Consider the following 22,963-nt stretch of genomic DNA (forward strand, 5'->3'; position numbering starts at 1 on the left):
AAATGATCCGCCATATCGTACTGACCAAATTCCGCGCCGACGTGACCGAGGAGACAATCGGAGCCATCTACAAAGGTCTCGAGGACGTGTCCAAGGCCCTTCCCGGGGCCAGCGGGTTTACCGGGGGCCGCAGTGAGAGCCCCGAGCAGATCGAACGCGGATACATGCATGGGTTCGTGATCGACTTCAACGATTGGGGCGTGCTGGAGGCCTATCAGAACAACGAAACGCACAAGGCGCTGGGCGCGCAACTGGTCGAGAACGCCGTGGGTGGCATCGACGGCATTCTGGTTCTGGATTTGGAGGTTTGAGACAATGAAATTGATTTTGCCAAATCCTGAGGGGCAGCTGGAACCCTATGCGCTGACCGGAACGCCGTTAGTACCGCGCAAGCCGCAGGTGCCTCTGACGCGCACGGCCTTTGCGGCGGCTCATGTGGTTTCAGACCCGCTGGTGGAACGTAATCCCTGGGAGGGGCGTCCCGCAGTTGATTGGGAAGCGACCCTGCGATTTCGTCAGGGACTCTGGGATCAGGGGCTGGGTCTGGCCGAAGCCATGGATACCGCACAACGGGGTATGGGCGTCGATTGGGAGACCGCGCTGGAGCTGATCCAGCGCACAATGAAGGCTGCGCAGGCGCATCCGTTGTCGCCTCGGGTGGCTTGTGGGGCAGGGACTGATCACCTGCCTCTAAGCGCGTTGAACACAGCAGGTGAAATCCTGTCAGCCTACGAGCATCAGGCCGAGGCGATCGAAGCCGCCGGAGGGCAATTGATCCTCATGGCGTCACGCGCCTTCCCATCGATCAAGGCAGGTCCGGACACCTACCATGATGTATACCGCGCGCTGATCGATGGGGCTGCGGAGCCTGTAATCCTGCACTGGCTGGGCGATATGTTCGATCCTGCATTGACGGGCTATTGGGGTAGCACGGATATCGACGCGGCCAGCGACTTTGTACTGTCCCTGATCAACGAAAATCCCGCCAAGGTTGATGGGATAAAAATATCCTTGTTGGATCAGGCACATGAAGAATGCTTTCGCGCACGTTTGCCGGACGGCGTGCGCCTCTACACTGGTGACGATTTCAACTACGCCGAGCTTATTGCCGGGGATGGAGCGCATTTTTCCCACGCTCTGCTCGGCATTTTCGCTGCTATCGCCCCCGCCGCCAGCCAGGCGCTTGAGGCGTTGGCTATGGGCGACATGGATCGCTACAACGCGCTGTTCGCACCGACTATTCCCCTCAGTCGAGAGATTTTTAAGGCTCCGACGCGGTTCTACAAAGCCGGGATTGCCTATCTGGCATGGCTGAACGGAGCCCAGTCCCATTTCATCATGCCGAGTGGGTTCCAATCCAGCCGTGACATCTGCCACTACGCGCAAGTATTCAGATTGGCGGATCAGGCCGGTTTACTCTCAGACCCTGAACTGGCTAAAGCACGGATGACCACGCTTCTCAGCTTGCATGGAGTTGAACAATAGCCTGAATGCGAAGACCCACGATCATAGATGTCGCCAACTCGGCGGGCGTTTCCAAGTCGACGGTAAGCCTTGTGTTGCAGGGCAGTCCGCAGGTGAAGCCGGAGACACGCAAGCTCGTCCATACCGCGATGAAAGAGATCGGGTATGTCTATAACCGATCGGCGGCAAATCTGCGATCCACGGGAACGGCGCTAATAGGTTTGGTGATAAACGACCTGACCAACCCGTTTTTCACCGAGTTTGCGACTTCGTTGCAGATGGCGCTGGCGTCCCGAGGCTATGCGGTCGTATTGGCGAACACAAACGAAGACCCCGAACTTCAGGATCAAGTGGTGGGCGCGATGCTTGAGCACGGTGTTTCTGCTTTGATCCTATCGCCTGCTTATGGCGATGTCACAAACACCCTCTCCGCGGTAGAGCGAGCTGGCATTCCGTTGATGCAAGTCTTGCGACGGGTTGAAAGCGAAACAGGCAGATTTCCCTTTATCGCCCCTGATTACGCAGAGGGCGGACGCGCGGCAACGCAGTATCTGATCGAAACGGGCGCGCGGAACATCGCCTTTGTCGGTGGTCTGGATGGTGCCGAAGTCACTCAGGAAAGACTGTCCGGCTATATCAGTACGATGAAAGACAACCACTTGCAGCCTATTGTAAAAACAGGGGAATCCAGCCGATCATTTGGACATGAAACAACGGTCAACCTCTTCAAAGAGCATCCTGCGTGCGATGCCGCAGTCTGTTTCAATGATCTTGTTGCTTTTGGGATGATTAATGCCTGCCATGAAACTCAGGTAAAGATTGGCACGGAGTTTCAGATTGTCGGTTTCGACGACATCAAGGAAGCATCAGAATGCTGGCCAGCTTTGTCTACCGTACATTGCGGCGTCTCTGAGTTTGGAGAACAAGTTGCGGACACTGTTTTGCAGTGGTTGCAGGATGGTGCTACGCCAGCACAACCCACGCGGACTTCAACGCGCTTGGTATTGAGGCAAACTACGAAAGACACGGTGTAGCAAAAGACTATACCAGCCTTTGTCGAGAGGTCTTGTCAGAAGAGCTTTTGTTGAGCGGGACATAGCGGTCGCGTGCTTTTGCCATGACCAGACCTGCCTCTTTCAAAATCTTTGAAATTAGTCCCGTGATCATCCGCATTGCGGTGACGCTATACAATCGATTGCCGCTCTCGCTTCGAAATCTCGAAGATCTGCTGCAAAAGTTTGGCATCGAAGTGAGTTCCGAAACTTTCCACCAATGTGCTTATTGGTCTTGTCAGAAGAACTTTGATTGAGCGGGGTAGGGTTGTTGTGTAGCTTTTGCCCATGACCAGGCCTGCCTCATTCAAATACTTTAAAACCAGTCCCGAGATCATCCGCCTTGCGGTGATGCTGAACATCCGTTTCCCGCTCTCGCTTCGGAATGTCGAAGACTTGTTGCACGAGCGAAGCATCGACGTGAGCCAGGAAACCGTCCGATACTGGTGGAACAAGTTCGGCCCGATGTATGCATCAGAGATCCGAATATAACGGGTTCAGCAACTCCGTGCCTTTTCAAGATGGAAGTGGCACGTAGACGAAGTATTCGTGAAAGTGAACGGCAAACGCCACTACTTCTGGCGTGCCGTCGATCACTAAGGTGAAGTGCTTGAGGCCGTCGTCACCAAACGCCGAATAAAAGCTGCAGCACTGAAATTCCTCAAGAATTTGATGAAGCGGCACGGTTGCGCCGAAGAGATCGTCACAGATCGCTTCGCTTTCTACAAGGCTGCGCTCAAAGAAATGGGCGCGCTCAAAAAACAGCAGACGGGCAGGTGGCTCAATAAGCGCGTCGAGAATTCGCACCTACCGTTTCGACGACGCGAACGCGCGATGCAGCGTTTCAGGCGCATGCGAAGTTTGCAGAAATTCGTCTCCATCCATTCCTACGTCTACAACCACTTCAACCAGGAAAGATCGCTTGCCAGCAGAGACACCTTCAAGCTGACACGCAGCGCTGCTCTCGCCGGGTGGCGTCGACTTTGTTCCGGATAGGCTCGCGGTTTCCGCGGCAAACTGAGACTGGTTCGAATTCGTCTGACAGCACCTCCAGAACTGGAAACCCTGATATAGGAGATCAGAAATGCTGAATTTTCAGTCCTCGATGCTTCGCGCGGCAGGCGCAGTAGCCCCTTAAAGCGGTCTGACAGATTACCGATCTGAAGGCCGCCTCGTGAGCGGCCTTTTTTGTGTTTTCTTCACGTGGCGGCTTTCCATCATTAACATAGAGAACAATGCCAACCTTATCACTATACATCCCCTTCAAACGGTCGCGTGGCCTCTTGCTGCGGCTGGATGCTGTACTTGCCTTACAATCCAGCAAAGAACGGCCTCTTCTGCGCAAGCTAGCTGAACTGCCGGATTACCATAGGGAGGACGTCGGCCCCCCGCCACAGATTGAACGCCCACCGCCTTCACACCATCGGGTTCCTTTCTGAACAGCAAATCAAGCAAGGGCAGCTTGCTGCCCTTGCACTCAACTATGTCACAATGCCCGGTTTGCGAAATGAGGCTGTCTTTCCTATCGTGCAAGCTCGTCCGCACGCGAACCAAACCGTCCCTTCGCACCAACGATAACCAGTTGCCAATCGTTCTACACAGTCCAACGGCAGGTAAGTGCTTCGCGAATAGGGCTTGCGCCGGTGTCCAGAAGCCCGCGAAGCTGTTCAACTTTGAGTTTTTGTCTAGGAGGCAGCTCGCCGGTTAGGATCATTTCGCGTAACTTGACACCGCAGGTCATTCACTACTAAATTTGACAAAAGTTATCGCGCGATAGGTTGTAATTTGGTGTGAGGTAAAATTTGCAACGTAAAATCCGAAATATGGAAGAGTTTGCAGCTATCAGTGGGATTTCTCGACCTACCGTCTCGAAGTATTTCAACGATCCTGAAAGCGTGCGTGCTTCCACAAGAAAAAAGATCGAAGCAGCGCTGGAAGAGTATGATTATCATCCGAATGTTTTCGCGATGAACCAAAACAGACGCACCACCAAGAACATTGGCGTTATAGTACCTAACTTAGCTGACCCGTTCTTTTCCGAGATCGGCAGACGTGTGGAGCTTGCATGCATTGAGGCCGGTTACAGCCCGATTTTACTCAGTTCACACGGTAATCCCGAAATGGAGCGAGATAACCTTAACTCGCTTAAATCCTTGAAACCAGCGGGTGTATTATTGGCACCATTCGGCAAGCTGTCTGATACAGACGCCGTAAAGGCATTTGATGCGGATATTCCGGTCGTCTTGTTTGACGCCAATATGCATAATGTCGGACGGGCATTTGTTGGTACCGATCATTTTCAAAGTGTTGACTTAATGGTTGAGTACCTCTGCCGCAGTGGCGAGCCGCCTTGCTTTTTCGAAATGAAGAAACCTCTGAACCCGAACGCCAACAAACACCGACAAGCCTATATCGAAAGCATGGAGCGGCACGGTAAAACGCCGAGCATTTTTCGAGTAAACGGAGAAGGCTGGGACTTCGAGGAAATTGGAAAAGTTGAAGGGGGTCGGCTTTTATCCGAGGGAGCATTCAGCACTAACACGATCCTGTGCAGCAATGATCGCTTTGCAATTGGTCTTTTGTCGGCCGCCTATGGCCTTGGCTTTAAGGTTGGTCATGGTCACGAATGTAACCTCAGGATTGCAGGCCACGATGATCACCCTTTTTCCAGATTTACTTGCCCCCCCCTGACGACAATCGCGCAAGATTACGAAGCTATCGCGAATTGGTCGGTGTCCACCCTGTTTGCATTGTTCGAGACGGGAGAAGCCCCGACCGAAAGGCAGGAAAAACTGTTTGAGGGCCGTTTGATCATGCGGGAGTCGGCCTGAGGCATTATTGGTCGCGCAACCATCCATAATTTTACGCGCGTAAATTTCTAATTGACTTCGCGTTGTGGTTTTGACTAAAGTCAAAGTCATCATCCAACGAGGAGGAGAATTAGGATGTCATTCAAACAAGCTCTATATGCGGCGACGGCAATGACACTCGTCACTGCAAGTGGCGCACTAGCAGAGAATCTTGTCATCGCCACCGTGAACAATGGTGACATGATTCGCATGCAGGGGTTGACTCAGGACTTCACTGATAAGACCGGCCACACGGTCGAGTGGGTCACATTGGAAGAAAACGTATTGCGCCAGCGTGTCACAACGGACATCGCCGCAAAGGGCGGTTCTTTCGACATCATGACCATTGGCATGTACGAAACACCGATTTGGGGCGCCAATGGATGGTTGGTATCGCTTGACGATCTTTCTGCTGAGTACGATGCGGATGATATTCTGCCAGCCATGCGAGCCGGTCTGAGCCACGACGGTACTCTCTATGCCGCGCCATTTTACGGCGAAAGCTCGATGATCATGTACCGGACTGACCTTATGGAGAAGGCCGGTCTGGAAATGCCTGAGGCGCCAACCTGGCAATTCATCCGCGAAGCTGCTGCAGCGATGACAGACCGTGACAATGACATCAACGGAATCTGCCTGCGCGGAAAAGCAGGCTGGGGTGAAGGCGGTGCCTTTATCACCGTAACCGGCAATTCCTTCGGTGCGCGCTGGTTTGACGAAGACTGGAATGCCCAGTTCGATCAGCCAGAGTGGAAAGAGGCGCTGACCTTCTTTGTCGACATGATGCAGGAATCCGGCCCAACCGGCTACGCGACCAACGGGTTCAATGAAAACCTGAACCTGTTCCAGCAGGGCAAGTGTGGCATGTGGATTGACGCCACCGTTGCGGCTTCGTTTGTGACCAATCCTGATGACTCAACTGTTGCCGACAAGGTTGGTTTCGCGCTAGCGCCGAACAGTGAAGGTGTCGACAAGAAAGCAAACTGGCTTTGGGCATGGGCGCTGGCGGTTCCCGCCGGAACGCAAAAGGAAGCTGCAGCAAAAGCGTTCATCGAATGGGCAACGTCAAAAGACTATATTGAACTTGTCGCAGAAAACGAAGGTTGGGCGAACGTACCTCCGGGCGCGCGTACATCGCTTTACGAAAACCCCAACTATCAGGCGGTTCCCTTTGCCCAGAAGACGCTGGATTCAATTCTAGCTGCGGACCCGACAAACCCGACTGTGAAGCCGGTTCCGTATGTTGGCGTCCAGTTCGTGGCAATCCCGGAATTTGCGGGCATCGCGACGGAAGTGAGCCAGGAATTCTCTGCTGTCTATGCAGGTCAGCAGACCGTTGATGAGGCGCTTGCCAAAGCTCAGGCGCTGACAAACGACGCTATGGAAGCCGCTGGCTACCGCTAAGCGCTCCACCGGTCTCGGGCAACACTCTTCTCCCAAGTGTTTCCCGAGGCACCATAAATTTTCAATAACTATGCACTGTTTAAGATAGCCTCATGGCAATCAACAGAGGAGGTATGCCCGATGGCTACTAAACACTCCCGATCAGCGGCGCGGCTTATGATGGCCCCAGCAGTCATCTTGCTCCTCGGCTGGATGCTCGTGCCTCTGATCATGACGCTCATTTTCTCATTCAAGCAATACCTTCCACTGCGTGGAGGAGATCTTGGGTGGGTCGGTTTCGATAACTATGTTCGTTTCGTTAGCTCCAGCGCGTTCTGGCCGTCAGTGATAGCAACCCTGACCATCGTCGGTGGAGTTCTTTTAATCACCGTGATCCTTGGTGTGTTGCTGGCGATCTTGTTGAACCAACCAATGTGGGGGCAAGGTGTTGTCCGCATTCTGGTGATCGCACCATTCTTTGTCATGCCAACTGTTTCTGCGTTGGTGTGGAAGAATATGTTCATGGATCCGGTAAACGGTCTGTTCGCCCATCTGTGGCGCTTTTTCGGGGCTGAGCCGATCGCGTGGCTGTCTGAGGCTTCACTGCCTTCAATCGTCATGATCGTTTCCTGGCAATGGTTGCCGTTCGCAACGCTTATCCTGTTGACGGCAATCCAGTCTCTGGACGGTGAACAATTGGAAGCAGCAGAAATGGATGGTGCTCCGCCGCTGAAGCGGTTTGGTTACATCACTCTGCCACATCTCAGCCGTGCGATTACGATCGTGGTTCTTATCCAGACGATCTTCCTGCTGGCAATCTTTGCAGAAATATTTGTCACGACCGGAGGCGCGTTTGGCACCCGTACTCTGACCTATCTGATTTTCCAACGTGTTCTTGAAAGTCAGAATGTTGGCCTCGGTTCCGCTGGTGGTGTCTATGCAATCATTCTCGCCAACATCGTTGCGATCTTCCTGATGCGCATCGTCGGCAAGAACCTGGACGCGTGAGGAGGAAAAGATGGCCCGCGCAGTAACTCAACAACGTAAGATCATCAACACAGCCGCCGCTTGGGGTGTTGGACTGCTGATCTTTTTTCCGATCCTCTGGACTGTCCTGACCAGCTTCAAAACCGAAGCTACCGCAATCGCAGACCCTCCGGTGTTCCTGGCATTTGACTGGACGCTTGAAAACTACTCTGCGGTGATGGAGCGGTCCAACTACGCCCGGTTCCTTTGGAACTCGATCATCATCGCCGGGGGTTCGACAATATTGGGTATCATCGTGGCGGTCCCTGCGGCCTGGTCGATGGCTTTCGTTCCTTCCAATCGCACCAAGGACATTCTCCTCTGGATGCTGTCCACTAAAATGCTACCGGCGGTTGGTGTTCTGTACCCGATCTACCTGATCTGCATCAAACTTGGCATCCTCGACAGCCGAGGCGCGCTGGTCATCATCCTCATGCTGATGAATCTGCCGATCATCGTCTGGATGCTGTACACATACTTCAAGGAAATCCCAGGTGAGATCCTTGAAGCGGCCCGAATGGACGGTGCGACGCTGAAAGAGGAAATCCTTCACGTTCTCACACCGATGGCAGTTCCCGGCATAGCTTCGACCTTGCTGCTGAACTTCATTCTGGCCTGGAACGAGGCGTTTTGGACACTGAACCTTACAGCAGCTAATGCGGCTCCGCTGACGGCCTTCATTGCTAGCTACTCCAGCCCCGAAGGCCTGTTCTTTGCCAAACTCAGTGCAGCATCAACCATGGCCATTGCGCCGATCCTCATCCTTGGCTGGTTCAGCCAGAAACAACTTGTCAGCGGCCTGACCTTCGGCGCCGTCAAATAAGGAACTTGACCAATGGGACAAATCAAACTCAACCAAGTGACCAAAAGCTTCGGCGACGTTCAAGTCATTCCGCCGCTGGACCTGACAATTGGAGACGGCGAGTTCACGGTTTTTGTCGGGCCTTCGGGCTGCGGTAAATCCACACTATTGCGCCTGATCGCGGGACTCGAAGACATCACTACGGGTCATATCGAAATTGATGGCTCGGATGCTACTGACGTGCCCCCCGCAAAGCGCGGCTTGGCAATGGTCTTCCAGTCTTACGCCCTGTACCCGCATATGTCGGTGCGCAAAAACATCGCGTTCCCGATGAAAATGGCAGGGATCGATGAGGACGAACAAAATCGCCGGATTGAAGGAGCCGCAAAGGCGCTGAATCTTACCGATTATCTGGATCGGCGTCCGGGGCAATTGTCGGGCGGTCAGCGTCAGCGCGTTGCTATTGGCCGGGCAATTGTTCGGGAACCGGCGGCATTCCTTTTCGACGAACCGCTGTCCAACCTCGACGCGGCCCTGCGTGTTGGTATGCGGCTTGAAATCAGTGAACTTCACGAACGGCTCAAGACGACAATGATCTACGTGACCCACGACCAGGTTGAAGCCATGACCATGGCGGACAAGATCGTCGTTTTGCGGGCTGGCGTGATCGAACAGGTGGGGTCACCGCTAGAGCTCTATCACAGTCCACGTAACGAATTTGTCGCGGGGTTCATAGGGTCTCCGAAAATGAACCTGATCTCAGGTGCTGAGGCCGAGAAAAACGGGGCAACCACAATCGGCATTCGTCCTGAACACACAGATGTCAGCATGACTGATGGAATGTGGAAAGGCGTCGTTGGTGTGGCGGAGCACCTGGGATCGGACACCTTCATTCACGTCCATGACACGGGTCTTGCTGACATGGTCACCGTGCGGATTACAGGTGACATTCAGGCCAAGCACGGCGACACGATCTACCTGACACCGCAAATGGACAAGTTGCACAAGTTCGACGCTCAAGGTCTAAGGATCGAATAATGCAACTGGCTGGAAAAACAGCCCTGATCACAGGTGCCGCCCGAGGAATCGGGCGGGCCTTTGCCGAAGCCTACGTCAGTGAAGGCGCTCGAGTCGCCATCGCCGACATCAATATTGATGGCGCTCGCCAAAGCGCTGCCGCACTTGGAGAAAATGCAATCGCGGTGGCTATGGATGTGACCGACCAGGCCAGCATCGACAACGCTGTGGGCAATACAATAGGGGAGTTCGGGCATATAGACATTCTGGTCAACAACGCAGCACTTTTCACAGCAGCCCCGATTGTTGAAATCGAACGCGCCGACTATCAACGCGCTTTTGACATCAATGTAGCGGGTACTCTCTTTACGACGCAGGCCGTAGCGCGGTGCATGATTGAGCGCGGGAAAGGTGGCAAGATCATCAACATGGCAAGTCAAGCCGGACGGCGCGGTGAGCCGTTGGTTGCAGTCTATTGCGCGACAAAAGCGGCGGTCATCAGCCTGACTCAGTCGGCGGCGCTGAACCTGATCAAGCACGGCATAAACGTGAATGCGATTTCTCCGGGTGTCGTCGACGGCGAGCACTGGGACGGCGTGGATGCGTTCTTTGCCAAGTATGAAGACAAGGCACCCGGACAAAAGAAACAGGAAGTTGATGCCGCCGTGCCCTACGGACGCATGGGCACACCGGACGATTTGACCGGAATGGCTGTTTTTCTGGCAAGTGATGCGGCGAACTACATCGTCGCACAAACTTATAACGTGGATGGTGGGCAATGGATGAGCTGATCTCCCTTTCGAATGCGACACTCGACCAGCTCACCGTCGAGCGCCCAAGATATGACCGTACCACCCTGAAACCAGGTATTATTCATGTGGGCGTCGGCAATTTCCACCGCGCGCATCAAGCATGGTACTTGCACCGATTAATGCAGCAAGGAAAAGCTGAAGATTGGGCCATCATCGGCGCGGGCGTACGACCCTATGATGCGACTATGCGGGAGAAACTGCTTGCACAGGATTGCCTCACGACCCTGATCGAGCTCGATCCTGAAAAAATCTCAGCTGAAGTCATAGGCTCGATGATCAACTACCTGCCTATTGAAGACGGCAACGGAGCGCTAATTCGCACGATGTCGAATCCGGCCATTCGCATCGTTTCTATGACTGTAACCGAAAGTGGCTACTACGTTGATCCAGTCACGAACGGGTTTGACGCCAACCACCCTGACGTTCAGCACGACGCCAAAAATCCTTTGGCGCCCCGAACAGTCTTTGGTGCCATAGTGGCCGCCCTTCGCGTGAGACGAGACGCAGGGCATGCGCCCTTCACCGGGCTAAGTTGCGACAATCTGCAAAGCAACGGTGACGTCCTTAGGCAAACCGTTGTTTCGATGGCTCGCATGTCCGACCCTGAACTGGCCGATTGGATTGACACCAACGCCACATTTCCGAATTCGATGGTGGATTGCATCGCCCCTTCGACCGGTCCAAGCGAACTTGCACTTGCCATAGATTTTGGCATTGACGATGCTGCTGTGGTCACGCACGAAGCGTATCGCCAATGGGTGATTGAAGACAATTTCTGCGCTGGGCGTCCGGACTGGGGTGAGGTTGGCGCAATCTTCACTGACGACGTTCATGCGTTTGAAGCTATGAAAATTCGAGTCCTCAATGCCGGGCATCAGGTGCTCGCAAATGTGGGTGAGATATTAGGGCTCAAGACGATTTCCGAATGCATGAGACACCCGGTTGTTTCGCAGTTTTTTGGTAAAGTTCAGAGAATAGAGATTGCGCCAACGGTTTCATCGGTTTCCGGAAAAAGTCCGGAAGAGTATGTAGGCCTCGTTGAAAGCAGGTTTTCAAATCCAAGGATTGTGGACACGACCAGACGCGTGGCTTTCGACGGTTCAGCGCGCCATACAGGTTTCGTTTTGCCGATATTGCGAGACCAGTTGAAGGCTGGGCGTTCCGTTACCGGTTTAGCGCTCGTCGAGGCGCTATGGGCACGTATGTGCGCAGGCACACGCGAAGATGGTAGTGTGATCGAGGCGAATGATCCGATTTGGGATAGACTGAGTGAGGCAGCCCTTGCCGCCAAGTCAAACCCGGCGGTCTGGCTTGAACAAAGTCGGATTTACGGTGACTTGAAGGACGCCAAACCGTTTTCCAGTTCGTTTTCCAAGTGGCTCGACATGGTTTGGCAGAATGGTTGCGAAGCTGCTCTTATCGCGTACGTTGATGAGGCTTGAGGCAAATCTGTGGGTGGTGTCACTCGTGCTTTTGGTAGGAAATACTGGTTGACCGATCAGGAGTGTAAATCGCGTAGATCGCGGATGTGTTGGACCCGTTATTAAGAAAGTCAGATAGGGCAGGCTTGCTCATCTGTGATCCCCCAAAGATTCTGGAGAAAAACGTGAAACCAGAACAGCTTAGAATGGCCCGCAACGCGCCTGGATTGTCTATGAAGGGATTTGCCGATTTGTCGCGGGTTTCTCATATGACCGTACACCGGTTTGAAGCCGGAAAAAGCGGCGTGAAGCACGCTATTATCGAAGCGATGCGCACAACTCTTGAAGCCGAAGGTGTTCAATTCCTCAATTATGGAAGTGTGTCTGACGGCATAGGCGTCGCAATCAAACCCAACCCGACCAAAACAATTGGCCCTGTTTAATCATGCACTCACAAATCCTCAGACATCTCAACTATTCGCTCGGCAAAGACGCAGTACATGCGTCGACCTATGATTGGCGAATGGCGGTTTCGCTAACGTTGCGCGACCGCATAGTTGACCCTTGGTTCGAAAGCACGCGCGAGACGTATCAGTCAGGCGCAAAACGTGTTTACTACCTTTCAATGGAGTTTTTGATTGGCCGACTTGTCGAAGACATGACCGCGAATCTGGGGCTGTTGGAAGAGGTTATGGAAGCTCTTGCGTAACTCGGCCAAGATGCGTCGGTCGTATTCAACGACGAACCTGATGCCGCCTTGGGGAATGGCGGCCTCGGACGGCTGGCGGCCTGTTTCATGGGCTCACTCGCTACTCTTGGCTTCCGGCTTATGGTTACGACATCCGCTATGAGCATGGCTTTTTTCGAGCAGAGTTTTGTCGAAGGTCAGCAGGTCGAAAAAGCGGAAACCTGGTTAAACCAGCGCTTCGCCTGAGAGTTTGAGCGTCCCGAAGTCCGATACCGGATCGCCTTTGGCGGCTATGTTTCCCATCACGATGGGAAGGCGGAATGGCATCCCGCCGATACGGTTCTGGCCCAAGCATTTGATACGCCGGTAGTTGGTTGGAAGGGCGCGTGGGGTGACACTCTGCGCCTATGGTCAGCCCGGTCTTGTCAGAAGAGCTTGTATTGAGGCGGGCAGGGGTGTTGCATAGCTTTTGCCCATGACCAGACCTGCCTCTTTCAAATACTTCAAAACCAGTCCCGATATCATCCGTCTTGCGGTAGTGCTGTACATCCGTTTCCCGCTCTCGCTTCGGAATGTCGAAGACTTGTTGCACGAGCGAGGCATCGACGTGAGGCACGAAACTGTCCGATATTGGTGGAACAGGTTTGGCCCGATGTTTGCTGCTGAGATCCGAAGAAAGCGTGCTCAGCAATTGAGAGCATACTCCAAATGGAAGTGGCACGCGGACGAGGTTTTCGTGAAGGTGAATGGTAAGCGGCTTTGTCTTTGGCGGGCCGTCGATCATGAGGGCGAAGTGCTGGAAGCAATCGTTACCAAACGTCGAAACAAGCAAGCAGCATTGAAATTCCTCAGGAAATCGATGAGGCGGCGCGGTAAAGCTGAAGAAGTAGTCACCGATCGCTTCGCGTCGTATCGAGCTGCGTTCAGAGAAATGGGCGCGCTCGAAACACAAAAGACGGGAAGGTGGCTCAACAACCGCGTCGAGAACTCGCACCAGCCGTTTCGACGACGCGAACGCGCGATGCAACGTTTCAGGCGCATGCGAAGTCGACAGAAATTCGCCTCCGTCCATTTCTCCGTCTACAACCACTTCAACTAGGAAAGATCGCTGACCAGCCGAGACACCTTCAAGTTGACACGAAGCGCCGCTCTTAGCGAGTGGCGCGAACTTGGTGCTGGATAAAGGACAGCGTCACTGGCCTAATAGAGACGAGTTCGAATTCGTCTGACAGCACCCTTTTCATGGCGCTGCTCGCGAAAAGCTTAAAGACATTGCCGACAGAAACCGATCCGAAAAGGATCAGGGATTGTACGCATGATCGACGCGTGCTGGTGTTCCTCGACATCGCAAAAAGCGGACGTCGCCGTTGATGCAGCATGGAAACCTGTGGCAATTGCAGCAAGGCTGCCGCATTCCTAGCAGACTTACACGAGTAAGGTTTTAGCGTAGGAACTGCTCAATCACGGCTGCTTGTTGCTTTTTTCCATCCGGGTCTGCTTCGGTTTTCAGGCGAGTAAACGCCTCACCCCAGTTTGAAGTGCGAACGCGGATCGGCGGGTCAGAGGCTTCAATCACGCCCAAGACAACTGATGCCACTTGTTCCGAAGTTTGATAGTTATCGCTGCCATCCATTCGCGCCTGAGCGCCGCCAATATACTTCTGGAGAATAGGTAGATACTCATCCTCAAGCATCCCGCCCGTGGCCTCGACATGTTTCAGCACATTGGTCGCAAACTCGGATTGAATACCGCCCGGTTCAACTGTCGAGAAATGGATACCGAAATTGGGCGTGACGTAGCTGGCCAAAGCCTCAGTGTACCCCTCAACCGCGAACTTTGCGGCGCAGTAGATCTCGTTGAACGGCTGACCCACTAGGCCGCCTACGGATGAGATTGTGATGACGTGGCCCGAGCGTGCTGCGCGCATGTGTGGCATCACCGCTTTTGTGCAGCGCACGACACCCATGAAATTCACATCCATGACCCAGGCGACCTCTTCTTCGCTGGCTTGTTCGGTTGTACGAATAAATCCGGCACCCGCATTGTTGATCAGCTTATCGATCCGCCCCTCGTTCGCGATGATCTGATCGACTGCGGCGTTTACGCTGGCGCTGTCTTGCACGTCCAGCTCAAGCACGTTGAAATTGACGCCAGCGTCAGAGGCGGCCGCATCCAGGATGCCGCGCTTGGCGAGGTTTCGCATAGTAGCGTAGACAGTATGGCCCGCATGGGCCGCTTGTACGGCGATTTGAACACCAAGGCCGGTTGACGTGCCGGTGATCAGAATGACTTTGGGCATAATGGAAGCTCCGAATATCAAATGAATTGCTTGCGGCAACGATCCGATGTGTCGGGGCGAAGGTCAACAGCGGGACTTTAAAACGCCCAAAGCCTCATCGAAGGTATTCACATTCTCTTCTGCGCGCGCGGTCAGATGCGCGCCTTCCAAAAGGGCCAGTATCGCGCGGGACTCCGAGATCGGATCGGTGATACCGGTGATTGATTTATCCTCTTGGCCAAGCTTCAGGATCTCTTCGATTTGGGTAACCATCATGGCGCGGAATTTTCTGATCTTTTGGATCACGTCATCCGAAAGGCTTTCACGGCTGCTGATGAGCGACACGCAGAGACACAAGGTTTTCCCGTCATTGAGTGCATCCCGGTAGAGGTCGATCAGGGCCAGCATTTGCTCGGCCCCGGTTTTGTGTTCTACCCGGATGCGGTTGCACTCTGCCTGCAGGGTCTCATGATAGCGATCCATGAGTGCCGCCGACAGCGCTGCTTTGGTCGGGAAATGATAGTGGATTGACGCCTTGCGAATACCCACCGCCTCTGCCAGATCGGCATAGCTGAACCCGTCAAACCCCCTCGCGCGCGCAGCGTGTTCGGCAACATCCAGAAGGGCAGTCTTGGTATCACTCGTCATACGTGCTCAAACCTTTTCCGTCATGATCAGGGCCAGCGCGTTTTCCGCAGACTCCAGGGCGCCTTCGATATAGCCCCCGAACTGTGGTGCAACTTCGGTCCCGCCAAAGATTAGACGGCCATCCCACAGACGGGTCATCGCATGGGGCAGCCCGTATTGCGGATGAGCGTATAACGGCTGTTGATCCGCTTCGATAGAGGTGAACGGGTCAAAGGCCCAATCTTTAACAAAGAGTGTCTTTGGCTCCGCAGCTTCGGCGCCGAACAGCCTGGACAGTTGCCCTTTGAGCAACTGCCGCAGCCGTTCTTCGTTGCTCCGGGTGCGCGGGGGTAAGCCGATAAAGCCGAACAACGCGTAAGGTCCGCCCTCGGCAGGGGAGGCGTCGTGTACTTCCACCATCGGCCCCCTGCGGCTCATCGCGTGACCGGACAGCCCGGCCGTGCGCCAGAACGGGGTATCATAGACAGCGATGACTTTGGCCTGGCCGGCCATCCAAGTCGCGATCCCAGTCATTGCCGCTAAAGCTTCATCTGGTAAAGCAGGTGAGAACGCGATCTTGCTCGCCACGCGAGGAGGGAGGGCCAGTACGACTTCCTGAGCATGGATGACCTGCCCAGTTTGAGCGGTCGCGGTGATCCCAGACGCAGACTTCTCTAACCCGACGATAGGCGCGGATAAGATGAGCCGCTTCGGCGGTATCTCAGCGGCAAGCGCATCAGTGAGGGCGCCCAGACCACCTTTCAAGCGATACGATCCTTGCATCGAGGCAAACCCGCGATCGCGCTCGACCTGGCCGATCTCGTTTTCAAAGCTGAGAGCGCCTGTTGAATATTGTTCGAACCACTCCAGACCGAGCCGCTTTATTAACGCTGCAATACGCGGCTGCCCGGGCCAGAACCAGGCGGGACCCATGTCGAAGTACCCACCCTCCAGCCTTTCCGTCAAGATACGTCCGCCCGGTCGACCCCGCGCTTCGACCAGCAGGTAGTCATGGTTTCGTGCCTGTAGCTGTCGCGCAAGGCAGAGGCCAGAAAGGCCTGCGCCAATGATCAGAGTTTGCGTCTGCATCGCTCAGAACCCCTCAGATGCCGGGCGCAGGTCCAGCTCATGGGTCCAGGTGGATTGCGGTTGATGGGCTAACTGCCAGTAGGCCTCGGCAATCTCGTCCGGTTTCATCATCTTCGACGGATCCAGCGAGTGCAAATCCCGCGAGCGGGGTGTATCGATGATCCCGTCCAAAACGACGTGCGAGATATGTACGCCAGCCGGTTGATATTCACGTGCCAGCGATTGTGTCAGCCCGCGCAGGGCGAACTTAGCCGACGCAAAAGCGGAAAACCGTGGGCCGCCGCGCAGCGACGCTGTGGCCCCCGAAACGATCAGCGCGCCACCACCGCCGCGCACCATCGGTTGCAGAACACATTGCCCCAGCAGGACCAAAGATTGCACCATTGATGTCCACGTTCTCTGATAGTCTTCCAATGCGGTTTCGGGGAATGGCGCGATCACCAGCTCAGCCGTATTGTGTACCACGAACTTCGGCGGGCCATGCGTAGCGATCAATTCAGAAATCACTGGCGCAACCGCACTCGGATCGGACAGATCGACCTGATGAAACGGCGCGATCGTTTCCTGCGGCTGCGTCCGTCCAAGACCAATGGCCGTCATGCCACCTGCCTGAAACCGCGCGAGAAGGGACTGGCCAAGGCCAGCCCCCGCACCGGCGACAATCGCCAGAGGTTTCTTGCTACTCATGAATTAAACCACCGGTGGCTGTGCAAAGGGCAGGTGGCCAGTCTTCATCCAGACCTTCGCCCCGTCTGGGCCAGCCATAGCCGACAGCGCTTCACCCTCAGGCAGGCGTAGCCAGTCGTTCTTTTTCAGAACGTCACCGCCTGAGGTCAGAGATCCGCCAATCATTAACAGCTCGATACCACCCGGCGCATTCGAAGTAATCTCGGTGCCTGCATCAACATGGCTGTAAGTGACAACCTCGCGGTCATCCTTGTGCAGGGTCGCAGTGGCGACCCCGTTCACGGGTGCGGCCAGTTCGTCGGCCATGGTTTTGCGGAACTGATTGCGGTCCTCCATGTCGAACTGCCAGAGTTTGACGAAGATCGTGCAGCCGGGTTCTGAGCCGGGCGTGTGCCCGGTTGTGGGCGGATTGCGCACATAGGTGCCTTCCGGGAAATCGCCATGCTCATCCTGAAAGACGCCGTCCAGAACGATGAACTCTTCACCGCCTGTATGGGTGTGGGCCGAAAACTTGCTGCCTGGTGCATAGCGCACAATGGTGGTGGCGCGGGCGACTTCGCCACCAATTCGGTCCAGCATGCGCCGGTCCACACCCTTCATGGGCGAGGCCTGCCACTCAAGCTGATCAGAGTGAACAACGACACGCGAAGAGAAGTCCGAGTTGAGTTCCATGGGAGGGGTCCTTTCAACTTAAATGGCAGTTCTCGCTTAGCCGGCGATAGATGGACGGGCCGCCATCTTAGCACGCCAAGCTTGCAGGTTGGTCAGGGTTTCAGGAATTTCAACTTTGGCAAAATCGGCGAACGCCAATCCTGCAAAGGCGGTGATATCAGCCACCGAGAATGTGTCTCCGGCCAAGTATTCGTTTTCGGCCAATACCGCATCCAGATAGGCCATAGTGTTTCCGGCAACCTCTTTCTGTTTGTTGCCCCATTCGGCGCATTGATAGGTTTCCAGTTCCGGGCCGAGGCCAGGTGTGGCATGGTGGAAGTAGGTGCCGACCGCATTCAACAGACCGTTTTCCGCGCGCAGATTCATCATCGAGATTCGGGCGCGCTCTTGCGCAGTCACGCCGGTCAATGATGGGCCATCGAAGGTTGCGTCGATATATTCTGTGATCGCGTTGCATTGAGCGATGTGCGATCCATCTTCCAGTTCCAAACAAGGCACTGCGGCATCGGGGTTTTTGGCTTTGAACTCAGGGGTGCGATGTTCGCCGCCCATCACATCCACAGGGATGAATTCAACTTTGTCTGACGCGCCTTTTTCAGCCAGCGCAATACGAACACGGGCAGGGTTCGGGAACCCTTCGACATCATAAATCTTCATCTGAGTACCTCCGTCGGGGTTTGTACTTCATGTAATCTACCTATCAATAGGTAGATATTATTGCAAGCCTTTTTTACGTCTTGTCAGATTGAATTGCTCTGATGGTCTTTTCAGAAGAACTTTGCTTGAGCGGGGTAGGGGTGTTGCGTAGCTTTTGCGCATGACCAGACCTGCCTCTTTCAAATACTTAAAAACCAGTCCCGAGATCATCCGCCTTTCGGTGATGCTGTACATCCGTTTCTCGCTCTCGCTTCGGAATGTCGAAGATCTGCTGCACGAGCGAGGTATCGATGTCAGCCACGAAACTGTCCGATATTGGTGGAACAGGTTTGGCCCGATGTTTGTTGCTGAGATAAGGCAGAAGCGTGTTCAGCAACTCCGAGCCTTTTCAAAATGGAAGTGGCACGTTGACGAGACTTTCGTGAATGTGAATGGCAAGCGGCATTACCTCTGGCGGGCCGTAGATCATGAGGGCGAAGTACTGGAGGCCGTTGTCACCAAACGCCGAAACAAAGCTGCAGCGCTGAAATTCATCTAGAAACTGATGAAGCGATATGGTTGCGCCGATGAGATCGTGACCGACTGTTTTGCATTCTATAAGGCTGCACTCAGACACTAGGGCGTGCTAAAAAACAAAGGACGGGCAGGTGGCTCAATAACCCCGTCGAGAACTCGCACCTTCCTTTCCGACGGCGTGAACGCGCCATGCAGCGTTTCAGGCGCATGCGAAGTCTACAGAAATTCGCCTCCGTCCGTTCCTCCGTTTACGACCACTTCAACAAGGAAAGATCGCTAGCCAGTCGAGACACCTTGAAGCTAACCCGCGCCGCCACACTTAGCGAGTGGCGTCAACTTTGTTCCGGATAGGTTCGCTGTTTCTGCGGTAAACTGAGACTGGTTCGAATTCGCCTGACTGCACCGTTGCAGTTATAAAACTGTTCCCCGAGTCGGGCGGTTGTTTTCGATATTGAACTTCATTCCGTCTAGCAATTCTTCAAGATCCGGGCGCGCAGCAGGGCCATTCGAAATGTCGACCAACATCAAACTGCCATCTGGCCGAATTCCGAATGCGCCGGGCTCTGCAAACAGTGTCGTTGTCTCAGCCTCTGAAAGAGGGGCCGACACGTAGAGGCCAAGTGATCGCATCTGCGTTTCGGTCAATCCAAAGCCCAAATTAAATGTCCAACCGAACTCTTCCTTGTCGGCCAAAGCCTTTTCTTTAGAGTCGGCAGAAACGACCACCACATCCATGACGCTGCTCCAATCAGCCAGCATGGCGTTCAATTTATTGAGAAATCGCTTGCATCTGGGACAGTGACGCCCGCGATAGACGAAAAGCATCGTCCATCGATCTTTGGGCCGACCAATCTCTATTTCGCCACCGCAGACATCAAAAACACTGATCTGCTCGACGGGAGCATTCACTTTGGGTTTTTGCGACATGTCAGCTTCCTTTTTTTATTAAGAGAGAAACTCGAACACAAGCTTAGCTTCAAGTGTCTGCCTTTAAACTTGAATGTACTTTATTCACCCAACCAAGCTTGGCAGTGTTAGTGAAATCGCGGGTACAAAAGTGATAATCATTAATGCGAAGAGAATTGCCAAGTAGAAGGGCCATATTGTTCGCACGGCTTTCTCCATTGGCAATTTACCCACGGCGCAACCGACAAACAGGCAGGATCCGACCGGTGGTGTGCACAATCCTAATCCCAAATTCACGAGCAAGATCATCCCGAATTGCAGCGGATCAATCCCAAGGCTGTTGGCAACGGGTAGAAAAATGGGTGTGCAGATCAGAATTAGAGCTGCCATATCCATAATCATTCCAAGCAACAACAAAACCGCATTTACCATCAGCAGGATGAGTATCGGATTTTCTGTCAACCCAGTAAGCAGATCTACGGTTCTGTCCGGAACTCTGTAAAAGGTCAGCATGTAGGCAAACGCACCAGCGCATGCGATTAATATCATTACCATCGCCGTCGTGCGCACAGCAGAAGAGACGGCAATACAAAAGTTTTCCCACGTTATGCTTCTGTAGACGATCAGAGTGACCACAAATGCGTAAATGGCCCCAAAAGCTCCGGACTCCGTAACGGTGAAAATACCCGACAACACACCGCCGACGATAATCACAGCCGTCAAAAGTCCTGGAATTGCACTGAAGAAGCTCACTACGAGCGCTGACCAACCCGGGAAAGTCTCAGCTTGATAACCTCTGCGCACCGCTACAAGGTACGCCGCCACAGCAAGGCAAAGGCACATTAAAACTCCTGGAACAACGCCCGCAAGAAACAGCTTCGAGATCGATATTCCACCCCCGGCTGCGATCGCGAAAATGATCATATTGTGACTGGGTGGAATAATTATACCGGCAATCGAGGACGTAACGGTCACGTTTACGGCGTAATCTGCATCGTAACCTTTCTCTTTCATCACAGGAACCAAGATAGACCCCAGTGCGGAAATGTCTGCGATGGCCGACCCTGAAATCCCCCCAAAAAGCATCGAAGAAAACACGTTCACAATTCCCAAGCCGCCGCGCACGGCCCCGACAGCGGCTGAAGCAAACCTGACGAGACGCATGGCTATCCCGCCGTGGAACATCAGTTCACCTGCAAAAATGAAGAACGGGATCGCCATCAACGAGAATACATTGATCCCGGAGACGATCCGCTGAAATCCGATCATCAAGGGTAAGCCTTCGAACCAAAATGCCGAAATGGCCGCTATTCCAAGCGCGAATGCTACAGGCGTTCCGATCAGAACGCAGAGGGCGAACACGCCAAGCAACAGAAGTATTCCCATCATTCGCCTCTATTCTATGCTGTCATTGCGCTCGTCAAAACCGACATAGAGGCGGATTAGATGACCAACGGAAAAGAGTAATATGAGTCCTCCGCCAATCGTGAGAGGCAATGAACGCAAGCCTTCGGGGACTTGAATCAATGGGATTAGCGATCCCCACTTAAAGATCGTAAGTCGAGCTCCGAACCACAGCATCAAGGCGCCGAACCCAGCCATAAGCACGTCTGTGCAGATAACCAAAATGGTCCTCACACGTGGAGGAACCGCAGAACGCACGAGAGACACGGACAAGTGCGTGTTATCGTGTACACCTACTGCCGCACCGAGAAACGCAATTGTCATGACGAGAAGCAAGGCGACTTGCTCGACCCAGGTCGGCGTCGCATTCAGAACATAGCGACCAAATACTAGCCATCCGAATATGACCGTGATGACAACCAGTGCGACACCGGTCAAAACCCGGCACACGTCGGCGATCCAATCCAGGATCTGGATCATCTTGCGCACAGATGTCGGGGGCAGGGAAGTATAACTCATTGGCTCACAACTCTTGATCAGGCGTCCGGACCCGCATGTGCGGGACCGGACAATATCAGACCCAATGTAGCTAAATCAGTCCGTCGCCTGGATAGTCTCGACAAGCGGGCGTAAATCGGGGTTCGTAGCAAAGTAGGCTTCGTAAACCGGGCCCATAGCCGCTTGGAACGGGGCTTTGTCTGCCACTTCATTCACGACCACACCAGCTTCTTCGACGGCTGTACGGCTGGCTGCTTCGCGCTCGGCCCACAATTGCCGCTGAAGTTTTGCAGATTCCTGAGCTGCCTCTCGAACCGCGGCCTGCATCTCAGGTGACAGTGCGTTGAACGTGTCGGTATTAATGCAGATACATTCGGGTATTATCAGGTGCTGAGACAGCGAATAGAAACCTGCAACTTCGAAGTGGCCAGTTGACTCGTATGATGGCCAGTTGTTTTCGGCACCATCGACGACACCGGTTTTCAGCGCCTGATAAACTTCGGCAAACGCCATTGGCGATGGGTTGCCACCAAGCTCAGAAATCATGCCTGTAAAGAGGTCATTATTCATGACCCGAACTTTCATTCCCTCAACATCGGCAGGTGCGTTGATTGCCTTTGTTCCGTTGTAGAAGGAGCGAGCGCCAGCGTCATACCACGCAAGAGGTGTCAAGCCTTTGGCTGCCATGCCCGCCGCAATTGCCTCGCCACCCTCACTGTCCAAGACGCGGAACATGTGCGGGACGTCTTTGAATATAAAGGGCAACGATACAACATTGGCCTCGGCGACAATCGGGCCAATTGGGCCCAGGTTAAAGTTGCCGACTTCCAATGCGCCTGCGCGGACCTGTTCAACCGCGTCGGGCTGACTGCCCAGCGTGCCCCCATGGAACATTTGAAGGCTGATTTCACCGCCAGTTTTTTCCGTAACGAGTTCTGCGAATTTGTCCATCGCGATGGTGTTTGGGTAACCATCCACGTGGATATTCCACCCGCGCCAATCCTCTGCGAAGGATGCGCTCCCGGTAATTGCGACCACGGTCGCGGCACTCATCAGCGTTTTAGTCAGTTTGATATTCATAATTTCCTCCCTAGAAAACAGACAGTTGACTCGAT

General features: G+C 54.0%; 23 protein-coding genes and 4 pseudogenes. 16 read left to right on the forward strand and 11 right to left on the reverse strand.

The features are described from left to right. Positions 1-2: 2 nt before the first annotated feature. The 4 genes and pseudogenes from ACR0AU_RS00085 (at position 3) to ACR0AU_RS00100 (ending at position 3,512) form a co-directional block, all read left to right on the forward strand. Complete coding sequence (locus tag ACR0AU_RS00085) at positions 3-311, forward strand: Dabb family protein (protein WP_170424020.1); 309 nt, start codon at positions 3-5, stop codon at positions 309-311. Positions 312-315: 4 nt separating this feature from the next. Continuing rightward, the gene (locus ACR0AU_RS00090) at positions 316-1,485 is read left to right on the forward strand and encodes a dihydrodipicolinate synthase family protein (protein ID WP_480795121.1); all 1,170 of its coding nucleotides are present in this window, start codon (positions 316-318) and stop codon (positions 1,483-1,485) included. A gap of 5 nt (positions 1,486-1,490) precedes the next feature. Next, on the forward strand, positions 1,491-2,498 hold the full coding sequence (locus tag ACR0AU_RS00095; protein WP_480795122.1) for a LacI family DNA-binding transcriptional regulator: 1,008 nt from the start codon (positions 1,491-1,493) through the stop codon (positions 2,496-2,498). Between the two features lie 306 nt (positions 2,499-2,804). Next, positions 2,805-3,512 (forward strand): annotated as a pseudogene (locus tag ACR0AU_RS00100) (IS6 family transposase). A gap of 598 nt (positions 3,513-4,110) precedes the next feature. Here the strand turns inward: ACR0AU_RS00100 and ACR0AU_RS00105 are convergent. Continuing rightward, positions 4,111-4,257, reverse strand: coding sequence for a GntR family transcriptional regulator (locus ACR0AU_RS00105; protein WP_480795123.1), 147 nt, complete (start codon positions 4,255-4,257; stop codon positions 4,111-4,113). 82 nt (positions 4,258-4,339) lie between these two features. On the opposite strand from ACR0AU_RS00105, the gene ACR0AU_RS00110 reads away from it, so the two are divergent. The 11 genes and pseudogenes from ACR0AU_RS00110 to ACR0AU_RS00160 all read left to right on the forward strand — a co-directional run bounded on the left by ACR0AU_RS00110 (position 4,340) and on the right by ACR0AU_RS00160 (position 13,697). Further along, complete coding sequence (locus ACR0AU_RS00110) at positions 4,340-5,347, forward strand: LacI family DNA-binding transcriptional regulator (RefSeq protein WP_480795389.1); 1,008 nt, start codon at positions 4,340-4,342, stop codon at positions 5,345-5,347. 114 nt (positions 5,348-5,461) lie between these two features. Continuing rightward, on the forward strand, positions 5,462-6,769 hold the full coding sequence (locus ACR0AU_RS00115) for an ABC transporter substrate-binding protein (RefSeq protein ID WP_170511702.1): 1,308 nt from the start codon (positions 5,462-5,464) through the stop codon (positions 6,767-6,769). Between the two features lie 120 nt (positions 6,770-6,889). Continuing rightward, on the forward strand, positions 6,890-7,756 hold the full coding sequence (locus ACR0AU_RS00120; RefSeq protein ID WP_170800117.1) for a carbohydrate ABC transporter permease: 867 nt from the start codon (positions 6,890-6,892) through the stop codon (positions 7,754-7,756). Positions 7,757-7,766: 10 nt separating this feature from the next. Next, entirely contained in the window at positions 7,767-8,597 is an 831-nt protein-coding gene (locus ACR0AU_RS00125; protein ID WP_170403632.1) for a carbohydrate ABC transporter permease, read from the forward strand. A gap of 12 nt (positions 8,598-8,609) precedes the next feature. Continuing rightward, positions 8,610-9,614 carry an ABC transporter ATP-binding protein gene (locus ACR0AU_RS00130; protein WP_170383437.1) on the forward strand — a complete coding sequence of 335 codons (1,005 nt, stop codon included), beginning with the start codon at positions 8,610-8,612 and terminating at the stop codon, positions 9,612-9,614. Beyond that, positions 9,611-10,384, forward strand: a complete 774-nt coding sequence (locus ACR0AU_RS00135) for an L-iditol 2-dehydrogenase (protein ID WP_480438860.1) — start codon at positions 9,611-9,613, stop codon at positions 10,382-10,384. Before ACR0AU_RS00130 ends, ACR0AU_RS00135 begins: the two co-directional genes overlap by 4 nt. Beyond that, a complete protein-coding gene (locus tag ACR0AU_RS00140) occupies positions 10,372-11,847 on the forward strand; it encodes a mannitol dehydrogenase family protein (RefSeq protein ID WP_170733478.1) in 1,476 nt (491 codons plus the stop codon). Before ACR0AU_RS00135 ends, ACR0AU_RS00140 begins: the two co-directional genes overlap by 13 nt. Before the next feature lie 164 nt (positions 11,848-12,011). Further along, positions 12,012-12,269 carry a helix-turn-helix domain-containing protein gene (locus ACR0AU_RS00145; protein WP_480795124.1) on the forward strand — a complete coding sequence of 86 codons (258 nt, stop codon included), beginning with the start codon at positions 12,012-12,014 and terminating at the stop codon, positions 12,267-12,269. A gap of 2 nt (positions 12,270-12,271) precedes the next feature. Then, positions 12,272-12,535, forward strand: a complete 264-nt coding sequence (locus tag ACR0AU_RS00150) for a hypothetical protein (protein WP_480438732.1) — start codon at positions 12,272-12,274, stop codon at positions 12,533-12,535. A gap of 15 nt (positions 12,536-12,550) precedes the next feature. Further along, a pseudogene (locus tag ACR0AU_RS00155) lies at positions 12,551-12,958 on the forward strand (glycogen/starch/alpha-glucan phosphorylase); the annotation flags it as partial. Between the two features lie 31 nt (positions 12,959-12,989). Further along, positions 12,990-13,697: pseudogene (locus ACR0AU_RS00160) on the forward strand (IS6 family transposase). A gap of 258 nt (positions 13,698-13,955) precedes the next feature. Here the strand turns inward: ACR0AU_RS00160 and ACR0AU_RS00165 are convergent. From ACR0AU_RS00165 to ACR0AU_RS00190, 6 genes are all read right to left on the reverse strand, one after another. Beyond that, positions 13,956-14,813, reverse strand: coding sequence for an SDR family oxidoreductase (locus ACR0AU_RS00165; RefSeq protein ID WP_170733476.1), 858 nt, complete (start codon positions 14,811-14,813; stop codon positions 13,956-13,958). A 63-nt stretch (positions 14,814-14,876) separates the two neighbouring features. Then, positions 14,877-15,440: a TetR/AcrR family transcriptional regulator gene (locus ACR0AU_RS00170; RefSeq protein ID WP_170399724.1), complete on the reverse strand. Its 564-nt coding sequence runs from the start codon at positions 15,438-15,440 to the stop codon at positions 14,877-14,879. A gap of 6 nt (positions 15,441-15,446) precedes the next feature. After that, entirely contained in the window at positions 15,447-16,508 is a 1,062-nt protein-coding gene (locus ACR0AU_RS00175) for an NAD(P)/FAD-dependent oxidoreductase (protein ID WP_170399728.1), read from the reverse strand. Between the two features lie 3 nt (positions 16,509-16,511). Beyond that, positions 16,512-17,195: an SDR family NAD(P)-dependent oxidoreductase gene (locus tag ACR0AU_RS00180; protein ID WP_170399731.1), complete on the reverse strand. Its 684-nt coding sequence runs from the start codon at positions 17,193-17,195 to the stop codon at positions 16,512-16,514. Between the two features lie 3 nt (positions 17,196-17,198). Further along, positions 17,199-17,867: a cupin domain-containing protein gene (locus tag ACR0AU_RS00185; protein ID WP_170399734.1), complete on the reverse strand. Its 669-nt coding sequence runs from the start codon at positions 17,865-17,867 to the stop codon at positions 17,199-17,201. Positions 17,868-17,903: 36 nt separating this feature from the next. Further along, on the reverse strand, positions 17,904-18,524 hold the full coding sequence (locus ACR0AU_RS00190; RefSeq protein WP_170635331.1) for a glutathione S-transferase: 621 nt from the start codon (positions 18,522-18,524) through the stop codon (positions 17,904-17,906). A 160-nt stretch (positions 18,525-18,684) separates the two neighbouring features. Here ACR0AU_RS00190 and ACR0AU_RS00195 point away from each other — a divergent pair. Next, positions 18,685-19,391, forward strand: a pseudogene (locus ACR0AU_RS00195) (IS6 family transposase). A 60-nt stretch (positions 19,392-19,451) separates the two neighbouring features. Here ACR0AU_RS00195 and ACR0AU_RS00200 read toward each other — a convergent pair. From ACR0AU_RS00200 to ACR0AU_RS00215, 4 genes are all read right to left on the reverse strand, one after another. Continuing rightward, entirely contained in the window at positions 19,452-19,967 is a 516-nt protein-coding gene (locus ACR0AU_RS00200) for a redoxin domain-containing protein (protein ID WP_170733474.1), read from the reverse strand. Between the two features lie 84 nt (positions 19,968-20,051). After that, complete coding sequence (locus ACR0AU_RS00205) at positions 20,052-21,332, reverse strand: TRAP transporter large permease (RefSeq protein WP_480795125.1); 1,281 nt, start codon at positions 21,330-21,332, stop codon at positions 20,052-20,054. Between the two features lie 9 nt (positions 21,333-21,341). Beyond that, positions 21,342-21,869: a TRAP transporter small permease gene (locus tag ACR0AU_RS00210; protein ID WP_170511735.1), complete on the reverse strand. Its 528-nt coding sequence runs from the start codon at positions 21,867-21,869 to the stop codon at positions 21,342-21,344. Between the two features lie 75 nt (positions 21,870-21,944). Then, on the reverse strand, positions 21,945-22,928 hold the full coding sequence (locus ACR0AU_RS00215; protein ID WP_170512686.1) for a TRAP transporter substrate-binding protein: 984 nt from the start codon (positions 22,926-22,928) through the stop codon (positions 21,945-21,947). Between the last annotated feature and the right edge of the window lie 35 nt (positions 22,929-22,963).

The sequence above is a fragment of the Ruegeria sp. CG1 genome, from assembly GCF_056537265.1.

What these genes read in the sequence shown, in the direction of transcription:
- ACR0AU_RS00175 (WP_170399728.1), bottom strand. Translation starts at nt 16,508, where the DNA reads ATGCAGACGCAAACTCTGATCATTGGCGCAGGCCTTTCTGGCCTCTGC.
- ACR0AU_RS00150 (WP_480438732.1), top strand. Translation starts at nt 12,272, where the DNA reads ATGCACTCACAAATCCTCAGACATCTCAACTATTCGCTCGGCAAAGAC.
- ACR0AU_RS00085 (WP_170424020.1), top strand. Translation starts at nt 3, where the DNA reads ATGATCCGCCATATCGTACTGACCAAATTCCGCGCCGACGTGACCGAG.
- ACR0AU_RS00090 (WP_480795121.1), top strand. Translation starts at nt 316, where the DNA reads ATGAAATTGATTTTGCCAAATCCTGAGGGGCAGCTGGAACCCTATGCG.
- ACR0AU_RS00125 (WP_170403632.1), top strand. Translation starts at nt 7,767, where the DNA reads ATGGCCCGCGCAGTAACTCAACAACGTAAGATCATCAACACAGCCGCC.
- ACR0AU_RS00170 (WP_170399724.1), bottom strand. Translation starts at nt 15,440, where the DNA reads ATGACGAGTGATACCAAGACTGCCCTTCTGGATGTTGCCGAACACGCT.
- ACR0AU_RS00095 (WP_480795122.1), top strand. Translation starts at nt 1,491, where the DNA reads ATGCGAAGACCCACGATCATAGATGTCGCCAACTCGGCGGGCGTTTCC.
- ACR0AU_RS00180 (WP_170399731.1), bottom strand. Translation starts at nt 17,195, where the DNA reads ATGAGTAGCAAGAAACCTCTGGCGATTGTCGCCGGTGCGGGGGCTGGC.
- ACR0AU_RS00215 (WP_170512686.1), bottom strand. Translation starts at nt 22,928, where the DNA reads ATGAATATCAAACTGACTAAAACGCTGATGAGTGCCGCGACCGTGGTC.
- ACR0AU_RS00185 (WP_170399734.1), bottom strand. Translation starts at nt 17,867, where the DNA reads ATGGAACTCAACTCGGACTTCTCTTCGCGTGTCGTTGTTCACTCTGAT.
- ACR0AU_RS00105 (WP_480795123.1), bottom strand. Translation starts at nt 4,257, where the DNA reads ATGACCTGCGGTGTCAAGTTACGCGAAATGATCCTAACCGGCGAGCTG.
- ACR0AU_RS00115 (WP_170511702.1), top strand. Translation starts at nt 5,462, where the DNA reads ATGTCATTCAAACAAGCTCTATATGCGGCGACGGCAATGACACTCGTC.
- ACR0AU_RS00190 (WP_170635331.1), bottom strand. Translation starts at nt 18,524, where the DNA reads ATGAAGATTTATGATGTCGAAGGGTTCCCGAACCCTGCCCGTGTTCGT.
- ACR0AU_RS00140 (WP_170733478.1), top strand. Translation starts at nt 10,372, where the DNA reads ATGGATGAGCTGATCTCCCTTTCGAATGCGACACTCGACCAGCTCACC.
- ACR0AU_RS00210 (WP_170511735.1), bottom strand. Translation starts at nt 21,869, where the DNA reads ATGAGTTATACTTCCCTGCCCCCGACATCTGTGCGCAAGATGATCCAG.
- ACR0AU_RS00130 (WP_170383437.1), top strand. Translation starts at nt 8,610, where the DNA reads ATGGGACAAATCAAACTCAACCAAGTGACCAAAAGCTTCGGCGACGTT.
- ACR0AU_RS00110 (WP_480795389.1), top strand. Translation starts at nt 4,340, where the DNA reads ATGGAAGAGTTTGCAGCTATCAGTGGGATTTCTCGACCTACCGTCTCG.
- ACR0AU_RS00120 (WP_170800117.1), top strand. Translation starts at nt 6,890, where the DNA reads ATGGCTACTAAACACTCCCGATCAGCGGCGCGGCTTATGATGGCCCCA.
- ACR0AU_RS00205 (WP_480795125.1), bottom strand. Translation starts at nt 21,332, where the DNA reads ATGGGAATACTTCTGTTGCTTGGCGTGTTCGCCCTCTGCGTTCTGATC.
- ACR0AU_RS00200 (WP_170733474.1), bottom strand. Translation starts at nt 19,967, where the DNA reads ATGTCGCAAAAACCCAAAGTGAATGCTCCCGTCGAGCAGATCAGTGTT.
- ACR0AU_RS00165 (WP_170733476.1), bottom strand. Translation starts at nt 14,813, where the DNA reads ATGCCCAAAGTCATTCTGATCACCGGCACGTCAACCGGCCTTGGTGTT.